Consider the following 25,794-nt stretch of genomic DNA (forward strand, 5'->3'; position numbering starts at 1 on the left):
AGTTTGTTTTCAGGTTCTCAGTTGATTTCGCTGCGGTATCGGAAGTTCGTGGCGCTTCCGCTTGCGACCCGCCATTCGATGGGCCGGTTCTCGATGTCGAAGGCCGTGCGCTCGATCACCGCGAGCGGATCGCCCGTGCGGATGCGCAATTGCTGCGCGACCCGGTCCGAGGCCTTGCCGAAGGACACCTCGTCGCTGGCGCTCTTCACCATCACGCCGAAATGCTCGAAATAAAGCGGATAGAGCAGCGGGCCGAGGCTTGATTCGGGCAGCTTTTCGAAGCCCGCGAAGCGCTCTGTCGGGATGTAGATCTCTTCGAACAGGACAGGCTGATCCGACAGTGACCGCAGGCGCACGATCTTGATGACGTCCTCGGTGTCCAGCACCGAAGACGCCGCTGCCGGGGCCTTCGTGACGCTGCGCAGGATGATCTGGCTGGACGGGATCGAAACGGGCGATCCATCGGTCTCGCGGATGGGGAAGAACCGGAAAAGGCTCGCGCTGAAGGACGGCGCACGCACCCGGGTTCCAGATCCCTGCCGACGTTCCAGCAGCCCCTCTTCCACCAGCCCGTCGACCGCCTTGCGCACGGTGCCGACGGACACGTCGAATTCTTGGGCCAGACGCGCCTCGGACGGGATCGGATGATCCGGGGTCCATTCGCCGGTCGCGATCCGCGCGGTGAACGTGTCCCTGAGCCGTGCGTAGGCCGGAAGCCGGGCGTCCGGGGCATCGAATCCGATCATAATGTCTCCTCCTGTGGAACGTGATAGTCCAGCTTGACCCATTTAGTCAACTAGTCATATATATGAATTAAGGGAGGCGCCCATGATCCAGTTCGACTGCCACGCACATGTCTACGAAACGGTCACTGCCATCGATGGGGCACGCTATATTCCGGCAAAGCCGGCACCCTTGTCGGACTGGCTTGGGCATCTCGAAGCCGGAGGCTTGCAGGGGGGTGTGATCGTTCAGGTCAGCTTTCTGGGGTCCGACAACTCTCAGATGTGCGCCGCCCTTTCACAACTGGACCGACGGCGCTTTTCAGGCGTTTGCGTGGTGGGGTTGGACGTATCCGAAGAACAACTCGACCGTCTGTTTGGGTCCGGCGTGCGCGGCGTGCGCTGGAACCTGGTTCGCGGCGCAGAGATCCCCGATCTTCGCGGACGCACGACCCGAGAGTTCCTGCGAAAGCTGCGCGACCGCAACATGCACCTTGAGATTCATCTGGAGGGCCCGAGGCTGGCGCCGGTCCTGCCTGCCCTCTCGGACCTTGGTGTGAACGTCGTCGTGGACCATTTCGGGCTTCCATCCGACCCGAACCCAAAGCACGATCCGATGCTTGAGGCGGTGTCGAGGACGCATGATCGCGCTGCGCTGTATTTCAAGTTTGCCGCACATTACCGGGTCAAGTTCGACGTGCTGCCACATGCCAGCGAATTGCTGGGCCTTCTGCCCGCGCACCATGTGGTCTGGGGCAGCGACTGGCCCCACACGCAGCACGAAGACTGTGCGAGTTATCCCGACGTCTGGGCCTTTTCCGGGCAACTGACAGATCTGTGCGACAGGCGCGCCGTGAAATCCTTGTATGGTCTCGGGCAGGAAGCGGCAGAAGATCGTGCGGCCGATCAATCGCCGGACGCCGGAGTCGCAACCGTCGCAAAAAGCGGGCCGCGTTTGTGAAGATCGCTTGCGCAACAGACACCACGATCTGACGCCATTCCGAACCGGCGCAGCAGGTTTCGGCTTTGGCCGCGATGCCTCAACAGGCCCCGGCGAAGCGTCGGACCGCGTCGCGTGCCGCGCGCCGTTATCCGCTGGTCATTCGGAAACCCACTGGTGTAAACAGCGGCAAACCCGGCCGCGGCGCGAAGCTGCGAGACCAAACGAACAAAACACTCACACAAGGCGAGGGCGCCATGAAAGACCGGAGCGCGGCCGCAACCGCTCTTTACGACGGCGGGCACCGCCGGATGTTCATAAACGGGAAATGGTGCGATGCCCGGTCCGGCGAGAGCATAGAGGCCCGCAACCCGGCGGACGGCACATTGCTGGCCACCGTGCCCAAGGGCGGGCCGGCAGATGTGGATGCGGCGGTCAAGGCCGCGCGCGCCGCGTTCGAGGGCCCCTGGTCGAAATGGACTCCGTTCGAGCGCCAGGCGCTGCTGCTGCACATCGCCGAGCGGTTCGAGGCGGAGTGGGAAGAGCTGTGCCTGTCGGACACGCTGGACATGGGAATGCCGATCCAGCGAACGCTTGCCAACAGCCGCAGGGTCCTGGGGATGCTGCGCTTTTATGCCGGTCAGGCCGTGGCGATCCATGGCGCCACCATCCCGAACTCTTTCCCCGGCGAGATCTATTCCCAGACCGTGCGCGAGCCCATCGGCGTCGTCGGGGCCATCATTCCCTGGAATGCGCCGATTGCCGGCTCGATCTGGAAAATTGCGCCGGCCATCGCGACCGGTTGCACCGTCGTTCTGAAACCGTCGGAAGAGGCCTCGTTGACCGTCCTGATGATTGCCCGGATCATGCAGGAGGCCGGCCTGCCCGATGGTGTGCTGAACATCGTGACGGGCCTGGGGTCCGAGGCCGGGGCGGCCCTTGCCGAACACGACGGAGTCGACAAGATCGTCTTCACCGGCTCGACCGCCACCGGACAGGCCATCGCCCGCGCCGCCACCGGCAATCTCAAGCGCGTGTCGCTGGAACTGGGTGGGAAGTCCCCCATCATCGTGTGCCGCGACGCCGATATCGAAAAGGCGGTACCGGTCGCCGCGATGGCCGTCTTCGCCAATTCCGGGCAGATCTGCATCGCCGGATCACGCCTGTTCGTGGCGCGCGAGATACATGACGAATTCGTGCGCCGTGTCGCCGACTATGCCGCTGGGCTGCGCATCGGTCACGGCATTCATGAGGAAACCGAGATCGGCCCGATCATCTCGGCCCTTCAGGCCGAGCGGATCGCGGGCTACCTCGACGCTGGCCCGCGCGAAGGCGCGCAGGTCATCACAGGCGGCGCACGGGCCGAAGGCCCGGAGCTTGCAGGCGGGCACTATTTCCAGCCGACGGTACTGGGCGGTGTGACTGACACGATGCGTGTCGCACGCGAAGAAATCTTCGGCCCCGTCATCTCGGCCCTGCCGTTCGACGACCTGGACGAAGTCGTGGCCCGCGCCAATGCCACGCCCTACGGTCTTGCGGCGGGCGTGTTCTCGACCCACCTGGGCACCGCGCACAAGCTCGCGCACCGGCTCAAGGCCGGGTCGGTCTGGGTCAACATGTACCACGCCATCGACCCCGCCGTGCCCTTCGGCGGCGTCAAGATGTCGGGATACGGGCGCGAGGGCGGGACCGAACACATGGAAGAGTACCTCGACACCAAGGCGATCTGGATCAACGCAGAATAGACCCGCGCCCGCCACGCAATGAACAAAGACGAACGGAAAGACCCCTTAATGAATGTCGGCATCATAGGCGTCGGGCTCATGGGCCACGGCATCGCCCGCAACATCCTGTCCCGCGGCGGCTTCGCGTTGCGATTTCTCGACCACCCCGGCAACCAGCCCACCGACGAGCTTGTCGATCTTGGTGGCGGGGCGTGCGCCACGGTTGCGGAGGTCGCAGCGGCATCCGATGTGGTCATCCTCTGCGTCACCGGCTCGCCCCAGGTCGAGGCCATCGTCGGCGCGCCGGATGGCCTTGCCGCGTCGTTGCGCCCGGAAACGATCGTGGTGGATTGCTCGACCGCGCTGCCCGACTCGACCCTGCGCATGGCCGAACTGGTTCGCGACTCCGGCGGCGATTATCTCGATGCGCCGATGACACGCACCGCGAAACATGCCCACGAGGGGACGCTGAACCTGCTGGTCGGCGGCGCGGCCGAAACCCTGGATGCCGTGCGCCCTGTCCTGGCCTCTTTCACCGAACAGGTGGCGCATGTCGGTCCGCTGGGACATGGGCATCGGCTCAAGCTGTTGCACAACTATGTTTCGGTCGGCTTCATGACGTTGCTGGCCGAGGCCGCCGCCCAGGCCGCCGATACCGACGTAGATCCGCAGGTGTTCGTCGACGTGCTGGCGGGCGGCGGCGGCGCGAGCGCGGCCCTCGACCGGCTGGCGCCCTTCATCGTCTCGCAGGATCGCGACGCGCTGCCGTTCGTCGTGTCCAATGCCCTGAAGGACATCGACTATTACCGCAGCATGTCCGACACCGCAGGGGCGCAAACGACAGTTGCCGATGGCGTATCCGCCGCGCTTGCCGAGGCGGTCAAGAGCGGGCCAGCCGACGCTTACGTCCCCGAACTGGTCCGCCTGTTCAGACAACGGAAGGACGTTTGACGACCCCAGCACACTCACCGCGCTGGCACAGGGTTGTCACTAAAAAAATACCTGTGTAGCAAAAGCAAACTTCAAACGGGAGGAAAACCATGACATTTATTACCCGCGGGCTGGTCTCGACCGGCATCTTCCTTGCGATGGGCCTTCCGGCCCTTGCGCAGACCGAAGTCAAGATTGGCTACGCCCTTGCCCCCGACAGCCATTACGGCGTCGCGGCGCAGAAATTCGAAGAGGTCGTCAAGGCCGAGACCGGCGATGCGTTCGAGTTCAACCACTTTCCTTCTTCCGGCCTTGGCGGCGAACGCGAGGTGATCGAGGGGCTGCAACTGGGCACCATCGAAGCCACCATCGTGTCGTCCGGCACGCTGGCCAACTTCGTGCCCGATACCGGCGTTTTCGACATTCCGTTCCTGTTTCGGGATCTCGACCACGCCCGCGCCGTCCTGGACGGTGAAATCGGGCAAGAGATCCTGGCGAAGTTCGATGATGTCGGTCTGCACGGGCTGGCCTGGGGCGAGCAGGGCTTCCGCCACATCACCAACAACCGCAACGCCATCGAAACCCCGGCCGATGTCGAAAGCCTGAAGATCCGCACGATGGAAAACCCCGTGCACCTGGCGGCGTTCAACGCCATGGGTGCGGCGCCGACGCCTATGGCTTGGCCCGAGGTGATCTCGTCGCTGCAACAAGGCGTGATCGACGGGCAGGAAAACCCGCTGTCGGTGATCGTGTCGGTCAAGCTGGACGAGGTGCAGGAATACCTGACGCTGTCGGGACACGTCTATTCACCCGCCATGCTGCTTGTGTCCAAGCCGTTCTGGGATGGCCTCGACGACGCGCAGAAAGCCGCCTTTGAGAAGGCCGCGGCAGAGGCCGTGACCGCCATGCGCGGCTATGTCGACGATGTCGAGACCACGGGCGTCGAGACCCTGAAAGAGCGCGGCATGAAAGTGAATGAACTGTCTGCCGAACAAAAGGCCGCTTTCCAGGAGTCCATCACGTCGGCCTACGAAGGCTACTACGAGACCTACGGCAAGGACCTTGTCGACTCGATCGTCAACTTCGAGTGATGCTACCGCACCGGCGCCCACCCGGCGCCGGTGCCCTGACCGGGGGCGGCGCGTGAAACGGCTCGAACATATTTTCGTCGTGCTGAACGGCTGGGCGCTGATCGGGATGCTGTCGGCGATGGCGCTGATCGTGGGGGCGAATATCTTCCTGCGCTATTTCACCGCGCATTCCCTGCCCTGGGCCGACGAGGCCGCCCGCTATCTGATGATCTGGCTGACCTTCACCGGCGCGGGGCTGATCCTGCGCGTCGGCGGCCACGTGGCCATCACCAACCTGCAAGACAGCCTGCCGGCGATCGGGCAAAAGCTGCTTCGGGCCTTCATCGTGCTGATCCTGCTGACCTTCTTCGGCTACATGGTCTACGTCGGCTGGCAATACGCACAGCGGATGCAGTTTCAGGTTACGCCGGCCCTGCGCCTGCCGTTTCTTTATGTCTACGCGGCGATGCCGGTTGGGTTCGCGTTGCTGATCGTTCACCTGTTGCTGATCGCCCGCCCCTTCATCGGCGCCGGAGAGTACAAGAGCCTCGATGCACGCGGCGTCGACGACGACACCGTCACCGGCGGCGCCAATGGCTGAAATCCTCTTTCCCGCGCTTTTCGCGCTGTTGATCCTGGGGCTGCCGGTCGCCTTCGCAATGGCGATCTCGGTCTTTGCGGCGATCATGCTGGCCTCCAGCTATCAGCCGCTGGTGGTGGTCAAGGAAATGTTCTCGGGCCTGGACAGTTTTCCGCTGCTGGCCGTGCCGTTCTTTATCCTGGCGTCCGAGATCATGACCGGCGGCGCGGTGACACTGGCGATCCTGCGGCTTGCGCAGTCGCTGGTGGGGCATCTGCGCGGCGGGCTGGGCCACGCCAATGTCATGAGTTCCGCAATGTTCGCGGGGATCTCGGGCAGCGCGCTTGCCGATGCCGCCGGACCGGGCACAATGATGATCCGGATGATGGAAAAAGGCGGCTACGACCGCCCCTATGCCAGCGCCCTGACCATTGCCAGTGCCGTCGTCGGCCCGATCATCCCGCCCTCGATCACCATGATCATCTATGCGATGCAGGACCAGAACGTTTCGGTCGGGTCGCTGTTCATGGCCGGGATCCTGCCGGGGCTGGTGATCACGGTGATGGTGCTGCTGGCCAATGCCCGCGTCAGCAGGCAGCGCAACTATGCCTCGGGCGCGCCGATGCCGCCTTTTGCCGAAATCGCCCGGACCGCACTGTTCGCGCTGCCGGCGCTGATCCTGATCGTTCTGATCGTGGGCGGTATCAGGTTCGGGGTTTTCACGCCGACAGAGGCGTCCGTGATCGCCGTCTTCTACGCGCTTGTCGTGGGCATGTTCGTTTATCGCTCGCTGCGCCTGCGCGATCTCCCCGCCATCGTGCTGCGCGCGGCGCTGACATCGGGCGCGGTGCTGCTCATCCTCGGTGCCGCGCGGGCGTTCGCGTGGGTGCTGATCATCGAGAGCATTCCACAGTACCTGGCGCAAACCATCATCGCGTGGGACCTCGCACCGATCGTTTTCCTGCTGGCGGTCAACCTTCTGCTGTTGGTGTTCGGCCTGTTCATGGACCCGCTGCCGGGCGTCATGATCCTGGTGCCCATCCTCGCGCCGATCAGCTTTGCGTTGGGGATCGATCCCAATCACTTTGCCATCATCGTGATCGTCAACCTGACTCTGGGCCTTACGACGCCGCCTGTCGGCAGCCTGATCTTCGTCGTATCTTCCACCGTGGGGCTCAAGCCGTCGGCCCTGATCCGCGAGATGCCACCTTTCTTCATCGCCCTCGCCGTGGCGCTGCTGCTGATCACCTTCGTGCCGTTCCTGTCCGCTTGGCTGCCGAAGGCGAGCGGGTTCTGACGCCGGTTGCCGCCATCCTGGGTCAAGGCATCGGGCTTTGACACGCTGTTCGAACTAGGCCTGTCGATCGACCCTGCCGCCCGTACCGGGCCCGCACCCACGTTTCAGTTCCACGAGCCGACATTCGAGGTCGCGGAGGCCACGGGCGAGCTTGCCGCCGGCCGCATGACCCTGCCGGCGACCGTGGCGCGTGCCGTGCGGCAGCGCCGTGACGAACCATTCCGAGCGGGATTGAACCCGGTGCCTCATTTGCGCGACCGATACCCGAAGGGCGTGCTGGTCTTGCGCCGATCTTTCCACGGGAGTTAGGAACCATGAAGTTTCGTTATCACCTCACCGCGTGCGTGGTTGCGCTGTTGCCAACTTCTGTCTTGGCCTGCGAGCCGCCGGCGGTTTTCCATGCCCCCTTTCAGGCGCGGTCAAACGCGTCCGTACCAGCCGAGATCGCCGCATATGTCGCGCGGACCAAGCCGGTGATCCGCACGACCTCTCTGGCACGCGGGGCACCGGGAGAGTCGTCGATGTGCGGCGGAATGGGCTATATCAACGTCGAAATCGCCTTGCCGCCGGGCGCGCCCTATACTCTAGGGCAGGTCGGGGCCGAGATCACGCTGGCCGAAGGGCAATTCCATGACCACGTCTTTCCCAAGGGTCCGGTGATGCCGATCGACCCAGGCGCGGACAGCCTGGATATCGGCAATGCCTGGTACGAAGGACCGCCGCCGCAGCATAAGCCGATCAGCGCGGTGTTCCACGTGCGCCTGGTCGCGCCGGATGGCACGCGCGGTCCGGTGACCCGCGTCGTGGTCAAATCCGTTCCGAAACGCACCGACAAGGCGGAAGGCGTGTCGCCGTAAACGCGCCAGGCTGGCGCGGTGCGCTGCCTCACGCAACCCTGTTCCACAGCCTTCCGAACGCAGAAACGCCCGCCTCGGTGGACGGGCGTTTCTTTCAGGTCGCGCCGATCTCAGCCATAGACCGATTCTTTGCCGAAATGCTTGGTCAGCATGTAGTAAATTACTGCTCGATACTTGTTGCGCTCGGACTTGCCGTAGGTCTCGATGCACTGGTTGATCGCATCCATCAGTTGCGGCCCGTCGGACAGGCCAAGCTTCTTGATGAGGAAATTGTCCTTCACCGTCTCCAGCTCGTGCTCTTGCCCTGCGGCCACGGTCGCGGCATCGGCGTTGTAAATCGCCGGCCCGCAGCCGATCGTGACCTTGGTCAAAAGATCCATGTCGGGGGTCATCCCGCATTTCGTTTTCAAATCGTCTGCGTATTTCGCAATCAATTCATCACGGCGTCCCATAAAGTCTTCTCCCACCTGTCCCGGCGTCCCACCGGGATGTGTTTTCAGTTCCGGCGCAAAAGCCTCGCGCAGGATAGCCACAGACGGTTTCGCGACAAAGGGAATTCTCTCGGCTTTTCCCCGGAACGCACGATTGTGCCGGAGCGATGCTGAAACGACAACGGGCGCCCCCGTCAAGGGGCGCCCGGCGTCCTGCGTAACACTGCAGGGTACGGTTTACATCGCGTTGTCGAGCGGCACGTCGTCTTCCAGGCCTTCAACGCCGGTCTCGTCGAATTCAGGCTGCGATTTCAGCTCTTCTTCGGTCCAGGAGCTCAGCATCATGCCTTCGCCCTCAGGGGCCATCGAGAATTCTTCCAGCGGGATGGCGACGGTGTACTCGCCCAGCCCAAGGAAGCCACCGATGCCGATCACGGCGGAAAGACTTTCACCCTGGCGCACGACATAGTCGATTTCGCCGACGTCTTCACCGGCTTGGGTCGTCACGTTCTGACCAAGGATGTCACCGACCAGCATGCCGTCGAACGCGCTGCTCATACCGCCTTCGGTGCTGGTAACCTCGTTACCTTCGTCCGCACCCATTTCGGTATCGGCTTCGGTGTCGGCGGCCATATCACCGTCTGTCATTTCCTCGGCCGTGTTTTCGGTCGATTCAGCAACATCTTCGGCAGCCTGTTCCGCATCTTCGGCGGTATTCTCGGCAGCTTGTTCCGCATCTTCGGCGGTATTCTCGGCAGCTTGTTCCACGTCTTCGGCGGTGTTCTCGGCGGCCTGTGCCGTATCTTCAGCAGCGTCCTCAGTTGCCTGTGCAGCGTCTTCTGCGGTGTTTTCAGCCGCTTGTGCCGTGTCTTCGGCGGCATCTTCGATCGCTTCGCCGGTCTGCTCGGCGCTTTGCTCCAGCTCTTCCGAGGTGTCCTGGTTTTCCATCTCGGCCGACTGCTCGGTGGTCAGCGTGCCTTCGGCGTCGGATTCGGATTGGGCGAACGTGGCGCCAGTCATCAGGGCGATGGCGGCAACCGATGTTGTCAGGGTCTTATACATTGGATCTTCCTCCTTTGCGTTATGCCGCCTCAACATCACTCGCATGAGGATAGTTCCGTGCTGAATCGAAAATGCCGCCCGGCGAGGTACCAGGCGGCATCTTTCCGCCGAAAAAGGCGGTAGGTCTTTGAAAATCGGGGGTTTCCGCGGAAACCCCGCGACTGTCAGTAGCGATAATGCTCCGGCTTGTAGGGGCCTTCAGGCTGTACGCCGATGTAATCGGCTTGGTCTTTCGCCAGTTCGGTCAGCTTCACGCCGATCCGCTCCAGATGCAGACGTGCCACTTTCTCGTCCAGATGCTTGGGCAGGATGTAGACCTTGTTCTCGTATTCGCCGCCGTTCTTCCACAGCTCGATCTGCGCCAGCACCTGGTTGGTAAAGCTGGCCGACATCACGAAGGACGGGTGGCCGGTGGCGTTGCCAAGGTTCAGCAGGCGGCCTTCAGAGAGCAATATGATGCGGTTGCCCGAGGGCATCTCGATCATGTCCACCTGTTCCTTGATGTTGGTCCACTTGTGGTTCTTCAGGCTTGCGACCTGGATCTCGTTGTCGAAATGACCGATATTGCCGACGATCGCCATGTCCTTCATCTCGCGCATATGCTCGATGCGGATGACGTCCTTGTTGCCGGTGGTCGTGACGAAGATATCCGCGGTGGAAACCACGTCTTCCAGCGTCGTCACATGAAACCCATCCATCGCCGCCTGCAGCGCGCAGATTGGGTCGACCTCCGTCACGATCACGCGGGCACCGGCGCCTTTCAGCGAGGCGGCCGAGCCTTTGCCGACATCGCCATAGCCCATCACAACGGCGACCTTGCCGGCCATCATCGTGTCTGTGGCACGGCGGATGCCGTCGACAAGGCTTTCTTTGCAGCCGTACTTGTTGTCGAATTTCGACTTGGTGACGCTGTCGTTCACGTTGATCGCGGGGAAGGGCAGCTGCCCGTCGCGCACGAGTTGGTACAGGCGGTTGACGCCGGTGGTGGTTTCCTCGGAAACACCCTTGATCTGGTCGCGGACCTTGGTGAACCAGCCGGGGCTTGCCTCCATCCGCTTCTTGATCTGCGCCTTGATGGCTTCTTCTTCTTCCGACGACGGGACCGGGATGATGTCTTCGCCCGCTTCGGCCCGCGCACCCAGCAGAATGTACAGCGTCGCATCGCCGCCATCGTCGAGGATCATGTTCGGCCCGTCCTCGAACAGGAACGACTTGTCCAGGTAGTCCCAGTGTTCTTCCAGCGTCTGGCCCTTGATCGCAAAGACCGGGGTTCCACCTTCCGCAATCGCCGCTGCGGCGTGATCCTGGGTGGAAAAGATGTTGCACGACGCCCAGCGCACATCGGCGCCCAGCTCGACCAGCGTCTCGATCAGAACGGCGGTCTGGATCGTCATGTGCAGGCTGCCGACGATGCGCGCGCCCTTGAGCGGCTTTTCGGACCCGTATTCCTCGCGCAGGGCCATCAGGCCCGGCATCTCGGTTTCGGCAATATCCAGTTCCTTGCGCCCGAAAGCGGCAAGGCTGATATCCTTGACCACATAGTCTTTTGCCATCTGCTGTATTCCTTGCAATCCAATGTTGCAGGCCAGATAGCACCAGCCGCGCAGACGGGCAATGCAGACTTGCCGCGGCGTTGCGTCCGGTAAGTGAAATTCAGATCACTGCCGGTTTAACTGGCGGACCCGAGAATGTGCGCATCCGGTGCGGCCTGATGCCAGTCGGTGCCAGTGGCGACGATACAGGTCATGCCATCCGGCATCGTCATCATCACGGTGAAGGTCCCGGTCTCGCGCGACGACCACACCTCGACCAGCGCCTGTTTGTCTTCCGTGGTTTGTAAGCCGGCGGCGGTGGGCTGTTCGTCGTAATGGACGGCAAGCCGTTCCACGACCGTCTCGCGATCTGCACAATTTGCGGCGATGGCGGGCGTGCTCATGACAAATGCGCCCAATGCTGCCCCGACCGCTGAGAGTTGCCTGATCATCTCAAGCTCCTTTTACAGGTTTATCTGGGGCACGCCGCAGCAGTTCGGACATACCCTGTTTATGGTCGCGGTCACGTCGATGCGGGGCGGTGCTCGATTGTTTTTTGCCTCATAAACCCGGCATCGTTGGCAGCAGTGAAGCGATGCGGCCAGTGTGCGGCGGAAATGTGGCAGGAATGAGGCACACCGGGCATGGCAGCGAGGCTTTGCAATTCGGCTAGCCCGCGCATAAACCAAGACCAAACGCCCTTTTGACGGAGCCCGCCGTGCCACCCCCCCGTGCTTGGCAAAAAATGCTGTCCGGTCGCCGCCTCGACCTTCTGGACCCGACGCCCGTGGATATCGAGATCGAGGATATCGCGCATGGGCTCAGCTTTGTTGCGCGTTGGAACGGGCAGACAAACGGCGATTTCGCCTATTCGGTGGCCGAGCACTCGCTGCTGGTGGAAAGACTCTATTCCCGCCTGAACCCGCGTCCGGACCCAAGATGGCAGCTGGCCGCGCTGCTGCATGACGCACCGGAATACGTGATCGGCGACATGATCTCACCGGTGAAAAACGCTGTCGGACCGGCCTATGACGAACTCGACAAGCGTCTGGCAGCGGCGGTGCATCTGCGCTTTGGCCTGCCCGCGACGATCCCGGCGCAGGTGAAGAAGACAATCAAGAAGGCCGACAAGATCAGCGCCTGGATGGAGGCCACGACCATCGCCGGCTTTTCCGAGACCGAGGCGACCCGCTTTTTCGGCACGCCCCCGGCCGATGTCATGGAGGGCCTGCGCATCGTGCTGCGCCCGCCGATGGAGGCCCGCGCCGATTATACCGCCCGCCATGCCGAGCTGATGCGCCTGACCGAATGATCCATGTCCGGCAGGCTACTCCGCTCGATGCCCGGCAAATGGCCGAGCTTCTGAACGAGATCATCGCCAAGGGCGGCACCACGGCACGGACCACATCGATCACGCCCGAAGAGATGCAAGCCGAAATGCGGCTCTATCCCGGCGAAAACGCGTGGATCCTGGCCGAAAACGACTCCGCCAAAGTGCTGGGCTTTCAGCATATCGGCCCGCATCCTGACCTGCCGCCGGAGGCCGCGGATATCGCCACCTTCGTCCGGCTGGGTCAGACCGGACTTGGCATCGGCTCGAAACTGTTCGAGGCCACGAAGCGGCGCGCCAAGCGCATCGGGTACAAGTGGATCAACGCCACGATCCGCGCCGACAACGAAAGCGGCCTGACCTATTACCAAAGCAAGGGGTTCGAGGATTACAGGCGCCTGCCCGACACCGTGCTGGCCGACGGCACGACCATCGACCGCCTGTGTAAACGCTACGACTTATCGCGGTGAGCGTTTGGCCAGAATACGCTGCAAGGTCCGGCGATGCATGTTCAGCCGCCGCGCCGTCTCGCTGACATTCCGGTCACACAGCTCATAGACCCGCTGAATATGCTCCCAGCGCACGCGGTCCGCGCTCATCGGGTTGTCCGGCGGGGGCGGCATTTCGTCGTCACTGGCCAAAAGGGCACTGGTGATGTCCGTGGCATCGGCGGGCTTGGACAGGTAATCGGTCGCCCCGATTTTGACCGCCGCAACGGCGGTGGCAATCGCACCGTACCCGGTCAGCACAACCACACGGCTGTCGGGCCGCTTCTCGCGGATGGTCTCCACCACGTCGAGGCCATTGCCGTCCTCCAGCCGCAGATCACACACCGCATAGGCCGGGGGACGCGCCGTGGCAATCGCCTGACCCGCCGCGACGGAACCCGCAGTCTCGACCTCGAACCCCCGCTTTTCCATCGCCTTCGCCAGGCGTCTCAGAAAGGGTTCGTCGTCATCAACAAGCAGCAATGTCCTGTCAGCCCCGAGCTCCGCGTTTTCCGCCATCATGCAAGTCTCCTCCCACTCGCGCTTTCCAGATGTAGCGCGCCCCCGATCATGCGTCAAACTATCGCAGGGTCAACTGGCATCTAAGTAGCACTGAACACGGTCCGCCATGTCCTCGGCAGTGTCTTCGCGCCGGAAAAACTCGACAAATCCGTGTTCTGGCAAGGTGAGGTAGGTGAAAGTCGAGTGATCCACGAGGTAGTAATCCGGATCGTCGCTGTCCTGTTTTGACGAAAACGCGCGGTAGGCGCTCGTCGCCGCCTTTACCTGTTCCTGGCTGCCGGTCAGGCCCAGCAGGTCTGGGTGAAAGGCGTCGGTGAACTCGCGCATCACTTCGACCGTGTCACGCTCGGGGTCGACTGTGATGAAAACCGGCTTCACGTCCTCGCCGCGCTCTTCCAGCATGTCCACGGCGGCCACGTTGCGCGCATTGTCGATGGGGCAGACATCTGGGCAGAAGGTATAGCCGAAATAGATCAGTGCCGGCTTGTCGATCACGTCCTCTTCGGTCACCGTTTCACCGGTTTCACTGACCAGCGTGAAGGGCCCTCCGATGGCGCCGGCGCCACCGGCCACCGCACCGCCGCGACATTGGGCGAACTGGTCATCGCCTCCGCCGCCCTGTTGCGTGACGAAATAGGTCACGCCCAGCAGCACGATAACGGCCACACCGGCAAGAATCGCGTAAACTCGTGTCATGGCGCCTGTCACCTCGCTAGGATTATCCGCTTGCCTGTGGCACATCTAAAGCCACCCTTTGCCGAAGGAAAGAGAGACAAGATCACGCATGGCACACACCCAGGTGACCCCGCAGGAATTCAGCTCGGGCCGGCAATCGGTCCCGCTGCGCACGCTGGTCGTGCTTCGCTGGTGGGCGGTGGCAGGTCAGATGGCTGCGCTTCTGGTGGCACAGTATGTGTTGGGTCTGACGCTGGCCTACGGGCTTTGCTATTTCGTCGTGGGCTTGTCGATCATCTCGAACGTCACGGCCTATTTCGTGTTCCCCGAGACCAAGCGCCTCAGCCAGCGCGAAACGCTGCTGGTCGTGCTGTTCGACATGCTTCAGCTTGGCGTGCTGCTGTACCTGACGGGGGGTCTGAACAACCCGTTCTCGATTCTGATCGTCGGGCCGGTGACAGTGTCGGCCTCGGCGCTGACCGCGGGGTCGACGATCTTTCTTGGCGGCATGGCGATCCTGATCACGTCGGCGCTGACGCGGTTTTACATCCCGCTCACCACCCAAGACGGCGACCTTCTGTTCATCCCCGACCTGTTCCTGTTCGGCAACTGGATCGCCATTCTGATCGCGGTGGTGTTTCTCGGTGTCTATTCCCGCCGCATCGTCTCTGAAATGTACGCCATGTCCGAAGCATTGCAGGCCACGCAGATGGCCCTGGCCCGCGAACAGAAGCTGACCGATCTGGGCGGGGTGGTGGCCGCCGCAGCGCACGAGCTGGGCACACCGCTGGCCACCATCAAACTGACCAGCGCGGAACTGGCCGAAGAGCTGGACGATCATCCCGAATTGCGCGCAGACGCGCTGTTGATCCGCGAACAGGCCGACCGCTGCCGCGATATTCTGCGGTCCATGGGGCGGGCAGGGAAGGACGACCTGCACCTGCGCCGGGCACCCTTGTCGGCCCTGCTGGAAGAGGCCGCCGAGCCGCATCTCAACCGGGGCAAGGACATCCGCTTCGAAATCGAGGCCGACATTGCCCATGCCGGGCCACAACCCACCGTCCTGCGCCGGCCCGAGGTCATCCACGGTCTGCGCAACCTTATCCAGAACGCAGTCGATTTCAGCCGGAACAGTGTCTGGATCGACAGCGAGTGGAGCGATACGGACATCACGGTGCGTATCATGGACGATGGAAATGGCTATCCGCAGCAATTTCTGGGCCGCATCGGCGAACCCTTCATCGGGCGCCGCTCTGCACGCACCGAACCGCAGCGCCCCGGCTACGAGGGCATGGGGCTGGGCCTCTTCATCGCCAAGACGCTGCTGGAACGCTCCGGCGCGGACCTGACTTTTGCCAATGGCAGCGACTCGTTTCGTAAGCGCGAAGGGTATTCCGAGCGCACCGGCGCCTTTGTCGAGGTGTCCTGGCCACGCTCCCAGCTGGAAGGTGACGATCGGCACGGGCGCCACTCGCTGGGCGAGAACCAGTTGATCCAGACCTGACCGCGGTTCCTGTCGCGCCCATCTCCGTTAATGGCACGTTAACCTTGTCGCGCGATATTGCTGTCCGTCACGGGATCAGGACGCTTTGCATGGCTGGCCTCTCGCCACTTTCACTCGCACTGGCGCTCGCGGCATCGGCGGCGATTTCCCTGCTGGTGTTGTGGGCGCTGGGCCGGTCTTGGCAGGTCACCGCGCGGGGGCCCGCCGTCGCCGCGACACCCGATGCAACATCGGCCAGTTTCCTGTTTCACGACGACGCTCTCACACACCAAGACGCGCGGCCCGGTACTCTGCCCGGCCTGGCCTCGGACGATATCAACGACTGGTCCGACCTGCGCCGCTGGCTGGGCCAACGTTTTGGGCCGCTGCCTCGCTCCCTGGACGAACTGGACGATGGGGAAATCCGCGATCTTCCCGCAACCGACAACGACGATCATGCCCTGCTGACGCTATCGCGCCAGCGCGACGCCGAACGGGTCGAAGTGACAGAGCCCTTGGCCCCCGGCCCGCTGGACCGGCATGGCGCCAGGCGGCTGGAAGACGCGGTGGCCCGCTACCAGGCGGTGTTCAATCATGCCCCATGCGCCGTGCGCATCCTGGACACGGCGGGCCGGACGATCTGGCAGAATGCCGGTTTCGCGGATCATGACGACACCGTGGCACGCCAGCTTCTGGATGCCGCCGGCAGGGCCGAGGGCGCGACTCGCGTGCGCATCCCGGGGCAAGGCACCGCGCCGGACCGCGTTTTCGAGGTCGAGTACGTGCAGACCGACGATGCCCGCGCCGTCTTTGCCACCGATATCACCCCGGTCGCGAGGGCCGAGACCGTCCGGCGGGAGTTCATTCAAACCCTGACCAAGATTTTCGCCAATCTGACCACTGGCCTTGCAGTCTTCGACCGCAACCGCCAGCTGGCCCTGTTCAACCCCGCGCTGCTGGACTTGACCGGGCTGCCTGCGCCGCTGTTGTCGGCGCAACCGCCGCTGATGCAATTCTTCGACAGCCTGCGCGACAAACGCGTTCTGCCCGAGCCGAAGAACTATAGCACCTGGCGCAAGCAGATCGAGGACATGATCAGCACCGCAGCCGGGGGCCTCTACCTCGAGGATTGGCATCTGCCCAACGGCATGACCTATCGCGTCACCGGACGGCCGCACCCTGACGGTGCCATCGCCTTTCTGTTCGAGGATATCACCGACAACATTTCGCTCGCGCGGCACTATCACAGCGAGGTCAGCCTGCGCGAGGCGGTGCTGGATGCCAGCGACCGCGCCATGGTTGTCTTCGGTCCGGACAATATCGTTAATCTCTGCAACCTGACCTGCCGTCAGATGCTCGGGATCGATCCCGACGCCTCGTTCGCCGACATGACGCTGCATGATTTTCTCTCGGTCGGCTGCAAGGCTTTGCCTGACATGGGCTGGACCCGCGTCGAAGAGGCGATCCTCGCACGCGATGCGCTTGATGTCACGATGACCGGGCCGGACGGCACGGCGCTGTACTGCCAGGTTCGGCGTCTGCCGGGCAATTCGTCGATCATGACGCTGGGTGCCCTGCACGATGTGCCTCGTCCGACTACGAAAATCCCAGGCTGACCCGCGCTTTGGGTTGCAGGCCACCCCCCGCGGTGTAGTGTCGGGCCATGCCCGCCCGTACTCTGCACCTCGCCCTGCTCGGACCGGAGTCCACCGCAACCCTCGCCCGGCGGATCGGGGCGGTGTTGTGCGCGGGTGACGTGCTCTTGCTCGACGGGCCGGTGGGTGCCGGAAAGACCCATTTCGCCCGCAGCCTGATCCAATCCCTGCTGCCCACGCCCGAGGACGTGCCCTCGCCGACCTTCACTCTGGTCCAGACTTACGAGGCACCGGCGTTCGATATCTGGCACACGGATCTCTATCGCCTGTCCGCACCCGAAGAGGTGATCGAGCTTGGCCTGTTGGGAGCGTTCGAGCACAGCGTCACGCTGGTCGAATGGCCCGACCGCCTCGGCGCGCTTGCCCCCACGGACGCGCTGTCGCTGACATTCGCGCCGCATGACGACCCCGATCAGCGCGTTCTTGACATCACCTGGCACGATCCGCGATGGGACGGTCGGGCAGGGGAGTTTTCCGGATGAGTGATCTTGAACAGAAAAGCCGCGAGAATGAAATCCGCGATTTCATCGAGCGCTCAGGATGGGCCGACGCGGTCGTCTCGCACCTCGCGGGAGACGCGTCGAACCGCCGCTACCTGCGCCTGATCCGCCCCTCCACCGCCCAGCGCGCCGTGCTGATGGACGCGCCGCCGCACAAGGGCGAGGATGTGCGCCCCTTCATCCGGATCGCGGAATACCTGACGGGCATAGGCCTCAGCGCCCCGCGCGTGCTGGCCCGCCGCGAGGACATCGGCCTGCTGCTGCTCGAAGACCTCGGCGATGCGCTGTTCGCCAGCATCGTGCCGCGCAATCCGGACCTTGAAGAGCGGCTCTATTCCACCGCAATCGACGTTTTGGTTCACCTGCACGCCCAGACACCCCCCGCCGATCTGTCCAGCTATGATCCGCCCACGGCGACCGCTCTTTCGGCTCTTGTGTTCGACTGGTACATCCCCGGCGCCCCGAAAGCGGGCGATACCGCCGCACGGCCCCAATTCGAGACCTGCCTGCACGATCTTCTGGCCGAACACGCCGCGGAATGCGACGTGCTGATCCAGCGCGATTATCACGCGCAGAACCTGCTGTGGCTGCCCGACCGCAAAGGCATTGCGCGCGTCGGCCTGCTCGACTTTCAGGATGCGATGCTGGGCCACCGCGCCTACGACCTTGTCTCACTGCTTCAGGACGCCCGCCGCGATGTCCCGCCCGAGCTTGAGGCGCGGATGCGCGACCGCTACGCGCTTCAGACCGGCCAGCACCCCGAGGCGTTCGCAGCCGCCTATGCCGTGCTTGGCGCCCAGCGCAACCTGCGCATCCTGGGGGTCTTTGCCCGGCTCTGCATCCGGGATGGCAAGGCGCATTACGTCGATCTGATCCCCCGCGTCTGGGACCTGTTGCAGCGCGACCTGGCGCATCCGGCCCTCTCACCCTTGCAGGCGATCCTTGCGGAAATCCTGCCCGCGCCCGACGCGACCTTTCTGGAAAAGCTGAAATCGAAATGCGCGACGCCCCCGACGCAGTGATGCTCTTTGCCGCCGGTTTCGGCACGCGGATGGGGGCGCTGACCGCGTCCCGGCCCAAGCCGCTGATCAAGGTTGCGGGCAAGCCACTTCTCGACCACGCGCTGGATCTGGTGGCGGGGTATGGGCCCGCGCGCACGGTGGTCAACACGCACTACCTGTCCGACCAGGTCGCGATGCATCTTGCCGGGCGCGATATCCACATATCAGACGAACAGCCCGATATCCTGGAAACCGGCGGCGGGTTGCGCAATGCGCTGCCCCTGCTGGGTGACGACCCGGTTTTCACCATGAACACCGATGCCGTCTGGGCCGGTCCCAACCCGTTCGCACAGCTTGCCGCGGCGTGGGACCCCGCGCAGATGGACGCGCTGCTGCTCTGCATCCCGCCGGATAACGCCATCGGCCACACCGGCCCCGGCGATTTCGTCACCGACGCGACCGGCCGCGCCAGCCGCGGCCCCGGCGCAGTCTACTCCGGTCTCCAGATCCTCAAGACAGACGGGCTTGGGTCCATCCCCGAGCCTGCGTTTTCGCTCAACATCCTGTGGAACCGGATGCTGAACGCGGGCCGCCTTCACGCCGTCACCTATCCCGGAAAGTGGTGCGACGTCGGCACACCCGAGGGCATTGCGCTGGCCGAATCCATGCTGCGAGATGCCAATGTTTGAACCGCTCGACACCCCGCGCATCTTCGGCATGCCACTGGGCGCGGATTTCCCCCGGGAGCTGGTGCGCGGCCTGCTCAACGCCTACGCGGCTCAGCCACCCGAGGCGCTGGCCCGCGTGCACGTGGTCGTCAATACCCGCCGCATGGCCCGGCGCATCCGGGCGCTATTCGACGCAGGCCCAGCGCTGCTCCTTCCCCGAATCAGCCTGGTCACCGATTTCGGCGAGGTCTTCGGCCTTGCGCGTGTTCCCGAGCCGGTGCCACCTCTGCGCCGGCGGCTGGAATTGATCACAGTCGTTTCCGCCCTCCTGGACCAGGAACCCGATCTTGCGCCGCGCGCCGCGCTTTACGACCTGTCCGACAGCCTGGCCCAGCTGATGGACGAAATGCATGGCGAGGGCGTCGTTCCCGGTAAAATCACCCGGATAGACACCAACGATCAGTCCGGCCATTGGGAGCGGATCAAAACGTTCCTGGGCATACTCAGTCCCTATTTCGAGGCCAGCGGCGACGCGCCTGATGCCGAAGCCCGCCAGCGCCTGGTAATCGAAACCTACGCGCGGCTCTGGCAGGACGAGCCCCCCGATCATCCGATCATCCTGGCCGGGTCCACAGGCTCGCGCGGGGCGACGCGTCTGCTGATGAAAACCGTCGCGCAGCTGCCTTTGGGGGCCGTCGTGCTGCCGGGCTTCGACACCGATCAGCCTGATCACGTCTGGGAAAAGCTGAACGATCCGCGCACCAGCGAGGAGCATCCACAGTACCGCTTCGCGCAGCTTCTCTCCGATCTGGGCGCGGATCCATCCATCATCCGCCTCTGGCCTGGAACAGAGCCTGTTTCACCCGAACGCAATCGTCTTGTCTCGCTTGCCCTGCGCCCCGCGCCAGTGACGGACGAATGGCTGTCGCACGGCCCCGCCTTGGCGCCCGACATTGCGCCGGCGACGGCGGGCATGACCCTGCTCGAGGCGCCTTCGGCCCGGATGGAGGCGCTCTGCATCGCCATGCGCCTGCGCGAGGCCGTCGAGCAGGGCCAGACCGCCGCGCTGATCACGCCCGACCGGACCCTGACCCGGCGCGTCGCTTCTGCGCTGGACCGCTGGGGCCTGCATCCCGACGACAGCGCCGGCGTGCCGCTGCACCACTCCGCGCCCGGCAGGTTCCTGCGCCATGTGGCCGAAATGCTGAACGCGCCGCTCGATGCCGCGCAACTGCTGACCCTGCTGAAACATCCCCTGACGAACATGGCCGGCGAACGCGGCCCGCATCTGCGCCTGACGCGCGAACTGGAACTTTACCTGCGTCGCAATGGCCCCCCCGAGCCGGATCTGGCAACGCTCGAAACCTGGGCCGCAACGGTCGAAGATCCTTATCTGGCCCCCTGGCTCGACTGGCTGCGGTCGTGTTTTTTCAATCACGCAAGGCCCGAGGCCCGCCCGCTGACCCAAATCGTCGACGCGCATATCGCACTGTCCGAGGCCATCTCGCGCGGCCCCGACCCCGACGCTCCGATTCGGCTCTGGGACGAAGGCGCAGGGCGCGAGGCGCAGAAATGCGTCTCTAACCTTGCTGAAAATGCCGGGTATGGTCAGGCGATGCGCGCGCTCGATTATATCAACCTCTTCCACGCCATCCTGTCCCGCGAGACCGTGCGCAGCCAGACCGATACTGACCCCCGCGTGCTGATCTGGGGCACGCTGGAGGCACGGGTGCAGGGGGCCGACCTCCTGATCCTGTCCGGTCTGAACGAAGGCACATGGCCAGAGGCGCCGCCCCGCGACCCCTGGCTCAACCGCGAGATGCGGCACGAGGCCGGGCTTTTGCTGCCCGAACGCAAGATCGGTCTGTCCGCGCATGATTTTCAGCAGGCCGTGACCGCAACGCCCACCGTCTGGATCACCCGCGCCATCCGCTCGGACGACGCACAAACGGTGCCGTCGCGCTGGCTGAACCGCCTGACAAACCTGCTACAGGGCCTGAACGACGAGGGCGGCAAAGCGGCGCTCGACGCCATGAAGCAACGCGGCCGCGATGCGCTCGCGCTGGCCGAGGCGTTCGAGACGGTCGCACCGACGCCCTCTGCCCGACGCCCGGCGCCGATCCCTCCTGTGGCGGCGCGGCCCAAGGAGCTGTCAGTGACCCGGATCGAAAAGCTGATCCGCGACCCCTACGCGATCTATGCCGACAAGATCCTGCGCCTGCGCCCGCTGGACCCATTGATGAAACTGCCCGATGCGCGCCTGCGCGGCGAGGTGCTGCACGATGTTCTGGAACATGCCATCAAGGACACGCTGGAAGATCCAGACGCTCTGACACCGGCGTATCTGACGCAGAAAACAGTGTCTGTTCTGGAGGAATCCGTGCCTTGGGGAGAGGCGCGGGCGCTGTGGTTCGCCCGGATGGCCCGTATAGCCGCGTGGTTCGTCGAGACCGAGGCGGGTCGCCGCGCGCTGGCCCGGCCATCCGCGTTCGAAGAAATGGCCAAGGCGTGCGTCGATCCACACGATTTCACCCTGACCGCCAAGGCCGACCGCATCGACATCGACGCGAGCGGAGGCCTGCACATATACGACTACAAGACCGGCGCGCCGCCCTCGGCCAAGGCGCAGAAAGCGTTCGAAAAGCAGCTTTTGCTGGAGGCCGCGCTGGCTGAACGCGCCGGGTTCGGCAATCTTGCGCCCGGCCCGGTCGCGCGCGCCGTTTTCATCGGGCTGACGGGCGACCCCCGCGAGGTGCTGGCACCGCTGGATGAGGTGCCGACCGGACAGACCTGGGCGGAACTGAGCGATCTGGTCGCCCGCTACTTGGATCCCGGGCAGGGCTACCTGTCGCGCCGTGCGATGAAGACCAAGGACATGGCGGGCGATTACGACCAACTGGCCCGTTTCGGCGAGTGGGACATCACCGACGAGGCCGATCCGGAACGGGTGGGCAAATGGTAGACGACGCCACCCAGCGCCAGATCGACGCCGCGCGGCCCAACCGCTCGACCTGGCTGTCGGCCAATGCCGGGTCGGGCAAGACCAAGGTGCTGACCGATCGGGTCGCAAGGCTGCTTTTGGCGGGAACAGACCCGCAAAATATCCTTTGCCTGACCTATACCAAGGCTGCCGCGTCCGAGATGCAGAATCGCCTGTTCGCCCGTCTCGGCGCGTGGGCGATGCTGTCGGACACCGATCTGGAAAAGCAGTTGACCGACCTTGGCATCGACGGGGCGATCACTCCAAGGCGTCTGCGCGAGGCCCGCCGTCTCTTCGCGCTGGCCATCGAAACACCCGGCGGGTTGAAGATCCAGACGATCCACTCCTTCTGTTCCGCGCTCCTGCGCCGCTTCCCGTTCGAGGCCGGTGTCAGCCCGCAATTCACCGAGATGGAGGACCGCGCCGCCGCTCTGCTGCGGTCGGAGGTCGTCGAGAAAATTGCCAACGGCCCGGACGCTCAGGCGCTCTACGATCTGGCCGAGCAGTATACCGGCGAGGATCTGGACAGCCTGACGCAGGAAATCGTCGGCAAGCGCGACCTGCTGTCCCGTCCGATCAGCGATATGGACCTGTCAAAGATCTTTGGTCTGAGGCCGGACGACACCGAACAGACGCTTGTCGCCTCGGTGTTCCTGGGGGGCGAGGCTGATCTGATCGCCGACCTCTTGCCGCTGCTGACCGCCGGAAGCACGACCGATGCGCGCGCGGCGGTCAAGCTGACCATGGCGGACATCCCTTCGCTTCAGGCTTTACCGATCCTCGAAAATGTCTTCCTGACCGGCAGCGGAGCGAAATCTCCATTTTCGGCCAAGATAGGCTCTTTTCCAACCAAGGCTGTGCGCGAGGCGAACCCCGGCATGACCGACGCGCTCAATGCCCTGATGGCCCGGGTCGAGACCGCGCGCGACACGCGCCTTGCGCTTCAGGCGCGAGAGACAGCGCAGATCCTGCACCGCTTTGCCTCCGTCTTCCTGCCCGCCTATGCCGCCGCCAAGGACGCCCGCGGAATGCTGGATTTCGACGATCTCATCCTGCGCAGCCGGGACCTCTTGAACGATCCCAAGGTCGCCGATTGGGTTCTGTTCAAGCTGGACGGCGGCATCGACCATATCCTGGTTGACGAGGCGCAGGACACCAGTCCGGTACAGTGGAAGCTGATCGAACGCCTGTCGCAGGAGTTCACCAGCGGCACCGGCGCCCGCGCCGACCGGCAGCGAACGATCTTCGTCGTCGGGGACAAGAAACAGTCGATCTATTCCTTCCAGGGCGCCGACCCCGAGGGGTTCGACCGCATGAAGGAGGATTTTCGAGCCAAGCTGGAGGTCACCGACGCCCCCTTGCGGGATATGGTGATGGAATTCTCGTTCCGTTCGGCGCAGACCATCCTGTCGCTGGTCGACGAGACGTTCCAAGGGCGTGACGCCAGCGGTTTCACCCAGCGCGAAAAGCACAAGGCGTTCATCGCCGCCATGCCGGGCCGCGTCGATCTCTGGCCGCCTGTGGAAAAGGAAGAGACCGAAGAGCCGCCCGAGTGGTACGACCCGGTCGACATCAAGACACCGGGCGACCCGGCCACCCGGCTGGCCGCGCAGATCGCCCGCAACGTCAAGGCGATGCTCGGCACGCCTTTGCCGTCGAAGGACGGCACAAAGGCCACGGCAATCACCGAGGGCGATATCCTGATCCTCGTGCAGCGCCGCTCGGATCTCTTTCACGAGATCATCCGCGCCTGCAAATCCGAAGGGCTGAGCGTTGCCGGGGCCGACCGTCTGCGCGTCGGCGCGGAACTGGCGGTGCGGGATATCGCTGCGCTCTTGTCCTTCCTCGCCACACCCGAGGACAGCCTGTCGCTGGCCTGCGCGCTGCGCTCGCCGCTTTTCGGCTGGTCCGAAGCGCAACTGTTCGATCTCGCCCACGACCGGCCCAGCCGGTACCTCTGGCAGTCCCTTCGCGACCGCGCTGCGGAGTTTCCCGAAACCCTTGCCATCCTGAACGATCTGCGCGGCGCGGCCGATTTCCTGCGCCCCTATGACATGATCGAGCGCATTCTGACACGTCACGACGGGCGCTCCCGCCTTTTGTCGCGTTTGGGGCCCGAGGCCGAAGACGGGATCGATGCTCTCTTGTCCCAGGCCATGGCCTACGAGCGCAACGCGATCGACAGCCTGACGGGTTTCCTGGTGTGGATGGAAACCGACGACCTGGAGATCAAGCGCCAATTGGACAACGCGGGCAACCGTATCCGCGTGATGACCGCCCATGCCGCCAAAGGCCTCGAATCGCCCATCGTCATCCTGCCCGATTGCGCCAAGCGCGACCTGCGGGTCGATGCCAAGCTGGTTGCGGCGGGCGACACTGCCGTTTGGCGGCCCCGCAAGGAGGATCTGCCCGCCGCGTTGCAGGCCATCGACGAAGCCGGGCGCGAGGCCCAATGGGCCGAGCGCGACCGCCTGCTCTACGTCGCCATGACACGGGCCGAGAAATGGCTGATCGTCGCCGCGGCTGGCGAGCTCGATAAGGATGGGCGTGACTGGTACAGCAAAGTGCGCACCGGGATGCTGCGCTCGGAAGCTGCTGAACACATCTTCGAAGGCGGGCAAGGGCTGCGCCTGGAAAGTGGTAATTGGGCCGGATTAGAGCCTGTTTCTGAAGACGTTCCCGAGGATGCCACACCATCCGTACCACGCTGGTATGCCGAACCCGCCAAACCCGCACCGCCCCGGCCCGAGACCCTCGCGCCCTCGACCGACCTTGGTGGCGACAAGGCGCTGCCGGGCGAGGCCGGGCTGGACGAAGCCGCCGCCAAGCGCCGGGGCCGGCAGGTGCACCGCCTGTTGGAGCTTCTGCCGCAGCGCGCCCCGGCCGACCGCGCCGATGCGGCCGCCACCCTACTTGCGCACGGGCCCGACGCCGCCCGGGGGCAAGAGTTGGCACAATTGCTGGCCGAGGCCGAGCATGTGCTGTCCCGAGACCATCTGCGCCCGCTCTTCGCGCCCGAGGCGCTGGCCGAAGTGCCGATATCCGCCCATCTCGACGCGCTGACGGGGCGGCGGATTCACGGCACGATCGACCGCCTGATCGTCACCCCCGAAAAAATCCTGGCCGTCGATTTCAAGACCAATGCCGTGGTTCCCGATACGCCCGCAGCCGTGCCCTCTGGCCTCTTGCGGCAGATGGGGGCCTATGCCCATGCCCTGCAACAGATTTATCCCGGCCGCACCATCGAGACCGCGCTGCTCTGGACCCGCACGGCGACCCTCATGCCCCTGCCACACGATCTTGTGACGCAAGCCTTGGCCGACACCCATATAGCTTGACGCTCCCTA

The 25,794-nt window shown here is 64.1% G+C and carries 24 protein-coding genes; 17 read left to right on the plus strand and 7 right to left on the minus strand.

Annotation, left to right across the window (positions count from 1 at the left end; translation table 11 throughout):
• Window positions 1–17: 17 nt before the first annotated feature.
• Window positions 18–746 carry a GntR family transcriptional regulator gene (locus tag FIU86_RS18755; protein WP_152476466.1) on the minus strand — a complete coding sequence of 243 codons (729 nt, stop codon included), beginning with the start codon at window positions 744–746 and terminating at the stop codon, window positions 18–20.
• An 82-nt stretch (window positions 747–828) separates the two neighbouring features.
• Here FIU86_RS18755 and FIU86_RS18760 point away from each other — a divergent pair, with 82 nt between their 5' ends.
• The 8 genes from FIU86_RS18760 (at window position 829) to FIU86_RS18795 (ending at window position 8,120) form a co-directional block, all read left to right on the plus strand.
• Window positions 829–1,683 carry an amidohydrolase gene (locus FIU86_RS18760; RefSeq protein WP_152476467.1) on the plus strand — a complete coding sequence of 285 codons (855 nt, stop codon included), beginning with the start codon at window positions 829–831 and terminating at the stop codon, window positions 1,681–1,683.
• A gap of 236 nt (window positions 1,684–1,919) precedes the next feature.
• Window positions 1,920–3,407, plus strand: a complete 1,488-nt coding sequence (locus tag FIU86_RS18765; protein ID WP_152476468.1) for an aldehyde dehydrogenase — start codon at window positions 1,920–1,922, stop codon at window positions 3,405–3,407.
• 48 nt (window positions 3,408–3,455) lie between these two features.
• A complete protein-coding gene (locus tag FIU86_RS18770) occupies window positions 3,456–4,337 on the plus strand; it encodes an NAD(P)-dependent oxidoreductase (RefSeq protein WP_152476469.1) in 882 nt (293 codons plus the stop codon).
• A gap of 89 nt (window positions 4,338–4,426) precedes the next feature.
• The gene (locus FIU86_RS18775) at window positions 4,427–5,407 is read left to right on the plus strand and encodes a TRAP transporter substrate-binding protein (RefSeq protein WP_152476470.1); all 981 of its coding nucleotides are present in this window, start codon (window positions 4,427–4,429) and stop codon (window positions 5,405–5,407) included.
• Between the two features lie 52 nt (window positions 5,408–5,459).
• Window positions 5,460–5,987 carry a TRAP transporter small permease gene (locus tag FIU86_RS18780; RefSeq protein ID WP_152476471.1) on the plus strand — a complete coding sequence of 176 codons (528 nt, stop codon included), beginning with the start codon at window positions 5,460–5,462 and terminating at the stop codon, window positions 5,985–5,987.
• Window positions 5,980–7,263 (plus strand): TRAP transporter large permease, encoded by a 1,284-nt coding sequence (locus tag FIU86_RS18785; RefSeq protein WP_152476472.1) that lies wholly within the window; start codon window positions 5,980–5,982, stop codon window positions 7,261–7,263. Before FIU86_RS18780 ends, FIU86_RS18785 begins: the two co-directional genes overlap by 8 nt.
• Window positions 7,264–7,269: 6 nt before the next feature.
• Complete coding sequence (locus FIU86_RS18790; protein WP_152476473.1) at window positions 7,270–7,572, plus strand: hypothetical protein; 303 nt, start codon at window positions 7,270–7,272, stop codon at window positions 7,570–7,572.
• Window positions 7,573–7,577: 5 nt separating this feature from the next.
• Complete coding sequence (locus tag FIU86_RS18795) at window positions 7,578–8,120, plus strand: hypothetical protein (RefSeq protein WP_152476474.1); 543 nt, start codon at window positions 7,578–7,580, stop codon at window positions 8,118–8,120.
• Between the two features lie 110 nt (window positions 8,121–8,230).
• Here FIU86_RS18795 and FIU86_RS18800 read toward each other — a convergent pair whose 3' ends face one another.
• From FIU86_RS18800 to FIU86_RS18815, 4 genes are all read right to left on the minus strand, one after another.
• Window positions 8,231–8,572, minus strand: coding sequence for a DUF2853 family protein (locus tag FIU86_RS18800; RefSeq protein WP_152477237.1), 342 nt, complete (start codon window positions 8,570–8,572; stop codon window positions 8,231–8,233).
• Between the two features lie 216 nt (window positions 8,573–8,788).
• Window positions 8,789–9,613, minus strand: a complete 825-nt coding sequence (locus FIU86_RS18805; RefSeq protein ID WP_172977557.1) for a PRC-barrel domain-containing protein — start codon at window positions 9,611–9,613, stop codon at window positions 8,789–8,791.
• Between the two features lie 164 nt (window positions 9,614–9,777).
• Window positions 9,778–11,166, minus strand: coding sequence for an adenosylhomocysteinase (gene ahcY, locus FIU86_RS18810; protein WP_152476476.1), 1,389 nt, complete (start codon window positions 11,164–11,166; stop codon window positions 9,778–9,780).
• 116 nt (window positions 11,167–11,282) lie between these two features.
• Entirely contained in the window at window positions 11,283–11,597 is a 315-nt protein-coding gene (locus tag FIU86_RS18815; protein ID WP_152476477.1) for a hypothetical protein, read from the minus strand.
• 266 nt (window positions 11,598–11,863) lie between these two features.
• Between FIU86_RS18815 and FIU86_RS18820 the strand changes: the two genes are divergently transcribed.
• Window positions 11,864–12,457 (plus strand): HD family hydrolase, encoded by a 594-nt coding sequence (locus FIU86_RS18820; RefSeq protein WP_254703889.1) that lies wholly within the window; start codon window positions 11,864–11,866, stop codon window positions 12,455–12,457.
• Window positions 12,454–12,945 (plus strand): GNAT family N-acetyltransferase, encoded by a 492-nt coding sequence (locus FIU86_RS18825; RefSeq protein ID WP_152476478.1) that lies wholly within the window; start codon window positions 12,454–12,456, stop codon window positions 12,943–12,945. Before FIU86_RS18820 ends, FIU86_RS18825 begins: the two co-directional genes overlap by 4 nt.
• Here FIU86_RS18825 and FIU86_RS18830 read toward each other — a convergent pair.
• On the minus strand, window positions 12,934–13,482 hold the full coding sequence (locus FIU86_RS18830; protein ID WP_152477239.1) for an ActR/PrrA/RegA family redox response regulator transcription factor: 549 nt from the start codon (window positions 13,480–13,482) through the stop codon (window positions 12,934–12,936). The two genes, FIU86_RS18825 and FIU86_RS18830, sit on opposite strands and share 12 nt — an antisense overlap.
• A gap of 72 nt (window positions 13,483–13,554) precedes the next feature.
• Window positions 13,555–14,181: an SCO family protein gene (locus FIU86_RS18835; RefSeq protein ID WP_152476479.1), complete on the minus strand. Its 627-nt coding sequence runs from the start codon at window positions 14,179–14,181 to the stop codon at window positions 13,555–13,557.
• Window positions 14,182–14,269: 88 nt separating this feature from the next.
• Between FIU86_RS18835 and regB the strand changes: the two genes are divergently transcribed.
• The 7 genes from regB to addA all read left to right on the plus strand — a co-directional run bounded on the left by regB (window position 14,270) and on the right by addA (window position 25,785).
• A complete protein-coding gene (gene regB, locus FIU86_RS18840) occupies window positions 14,270–15,664 on the plus strand; it encodes a sensor histidine kinase RegB (protein ID WP_152476480.1) in 1,395 nt (464 codons plus the stop codon).
• A gap of 89 nt (window positions 15,665–15,753) precedes the next feature.
• Window positions 15,754–17,259 carry a PAS-domain containing protein gene (locus tag FIU86_RS18845; protein ID WP_152476481.1) on the plus strand — a complete coding sequence of 502 codons (1,506 nt, stop codon included), beginning with the start codon at window positions 15,754–15,756 and terminating at the stop codon, window positions 17,257–17,259.
• A 47-nt stretch (window positions 17,260–17,306) separates the two neighbouring features.
• Window positions 17,307–17,780, plus strand: a complete 474-nt coding sequence (tsaE, locus tag FIU86_RS18850) for a tRNA (adenosine(37)-N6)-threonylcarbamoyltransferase complex ATPase subunit type 1 TsaE (protein ID WP_152476482.1) — start codon at window positions 17,307–17,309, stop codon at window positions 17,778–17,780.
• Entirely contained in the window at window positions 17,777–18,820 is a 1,044-nt protein-coding gene (locus FIU86_RS18855; protein WP_152476483.1) for an aminoglycoside phosphotransferase family protein, read from the plus strand. Before tsaE ends, FIU86_RS18855 begins: the two co-directional genes overlap by 4 nt.
• The gene (locus FIU86_RS18860) at window positions 18,796–19,488 is read left to right on the plus strand and encodes a nucleotidyltransferase family protein (protein WP_152476484.1); all 693 of its coding nucleotides are present in this window, start codon (window positions 18,796–18,798) and stop codon (window positions 19,486–19,488) included. The genes FIU86_RS18855 and FIU86_RS18860 overlap by 25 nt, the downstream gene beginning before the upstream one ends.
• The gene (addB, locus tag FIU86_RS18865) at window positions 19,481–22,429 is read left to right on the plus strand and encodes a double-strand break repair protein AddB (protein WP_152477240.1); all 2,949 of its coding nucleotides are present in this window, start codon (window positions 19,481–19,483) and stop codon (window positions 22,427–22,429) included. The genes FIU86_RS18860 and addB overlap by 8 nt, the downstream gene beginning before the upstream one ends.
• The gene (gene addA / locus FIU86_RS18870; protein ID WP_152476485.1) at window positions 22,423–25,785 is read left to right on the plus strand and encodes a double-strand break repair helicase AddA; all 3,363 of its coding nucleotides are present in this window, start codon (window positions 22,423–22,425) and stop codon (window positions 25,783–25,785) included. The genes addB and addA overlap by 7 nt, the downstream gene beginning before the upstream one ends.
• Window positions 25,786–25,794 lie beyond the last annotated feature (9 nt).

Source organism: Roseovarius sp. THAF9 (genome assembly GCF_009363715.1).
Taxonomy (GTDB): Bacteria; Pseudomonadota; Alphaproteobacteria; order Rhodobacterales; family Rhodobacteraceae; genus Roseovarius.

What these genes read in the sequence shown, in the direction of transcription:
- FIU86_RS18775 (WP_152476470.1), top strand. Translation starts at nt 4,427, where the DNA reads ATGACATTTATTACCCGCGGGCTGGTCTCGACCGGCATCTTCCTTGCG.
- FIU86_RS18815 (WP_152476477.1), bottom strand. Translation starts at nt 11,597, where the DNA reads ATGATCAGGCAACTCTCAGCGGTCGGGGCAGCATTGGGCGCATTTGTC.
- FIU86_RS18770 (WP_152476469.1), top strand. Translation starts at nt 3,456, where the DNA reads ATGAATGTCGGCATCATAGGCGTCGGGCTCATGGGCCACGGCATCGCC.
- regB (WP_152476480.1), top strand. Translation starts at nt 14,270, where the DNA reads ATGGCACACACCCAGGTGACCCCGCAGGAATTCAGCTCGGGCCGGCAA.
- addA (WP_152476485.1), top strand. Translation starts at nt 22,423, where the DNA reads ATGGTAGACGACGCCACCCAGCGCCAGATCGACGCCGCGCGGCCCAAC.
- FIU86_RS18830 (WP_152477239.1), bottom strand. Translation starts at nt 13,482, where the DNA reads ATGGCGGAAAACGCGGAGCTCGGGGCTGACAGGACATTGCTGCTTGTT.
- FIU86_RS18860 (WP_152476484.1), top strand. Translation starts at nt 18,796, where the DNA reads ATGCGCGACGCCCCCGACGCAGTGATGCTCTTTGCCGCCGGTTTCGGC.
- FIU86_RS18845 (WP_152476481.1), top strand. Translation starts at nt 15,754, where the DNA reads ATGGCTGGCCTCTCGCCACTTTCACTCGCACTGGCGCTCGCGGCATCG.
- FIU86_RS18785 (WP_152476472.1), top strand. Translation starts at nt 5,980, where the DNA reads ATGGCTGAAATCCTCTTTCCCGCGCTTTTCGCGCTGTTGATCCTGGGG.
- FIU86_RS18795 (WP_152476474.1), top strand. Translation starts at nt 7,578, where the DNA reads ATGAAGTTTCGTTATCACCTCACCGCGTGCGTGGTTGCGCTGTTGCCA.
- FIU86_RS18765 (WP_152476468.1), top strand. Translation starts at nt 1,920, where the DNA reads ATGAAAGACCGGAGCGCGGCCGCAACCGCTCTTTACGACGGCGGGCAC.
- FIU86_RS18760 (WP_152476467.1), top strand. Translation starts at nt 829, where the DNA reads ATGATCCAGTTCGACTGCCACGCACATGTCTACGAAACGGTCACTGCC.
- FIU86_RS18800 (WP_152477237.1), bottom strand. Translation starts at nt 8,572, where the DNA reads ATGGGACGCCGTGATGAATTGATTGCGAAATACGCAGACGATTTGAAA.
- ahcY (WP_152476476.1), bottom strand. Translation starts at nt 11,166, where the DNA reads ATGGCAAAAGACTATGTGGTCAAGGATATCAGCCTTGCCGCTTTCGGG.
- tsaE (WP_152476482.1), top strand. Translation starts at nt 17,307, where the DNA reads ATGCCCGCCCGTACTCTGCACCTCGCCCTGCTCGGACCGGAGTCCACC.
- FIU86_RS18825 (WP_152476478.1), top strand. Translation starts at nt 12,454, where the DNA reads ATGATCCATGTCCGGCAGGCTACTCCGCTCGATGCCCGGCAAATGGCC.
- FIU86_RS18755 (WP_152476466.1), bottom strand. Translation starts at nt 746, where the DNA reads ATGATCGGATTCGATGCCCCGGACGCCCGGCTTCCGGCCTACGCACGG.
- FIU86_RS18835 (WP_152476479.1), bottom strand. Translation starts at nt 14,181, where the DNA reads ATGACACGAGTTTACGCGATTCTTGCCGGTGTGGCCGTTATCGTGCTG.
- FIU86_RS18855 (WP_152476483.1), top strand. Translation starts at nt 17,777, where the DNA reads ATGAGTGATCTTGAACAGAAAAGCCGCGAGAATGAAATCCGCGATTTC.
- addB (WP_152477240.1), top strand. Translation starts at nt 19,481, where the DNA reads ATGTTTGAACCGCTCGACACCCCGCGCATCTTCGGCATGCCACTGGGC.
- FIU86_RS18805 (WP_172977557.1), bottom strand. Translation starts at nt 9,613, where the DNA reads ATGTATAAGACCCTGACAACATCGGTTGCCGCCATCGCCCTGATGACT.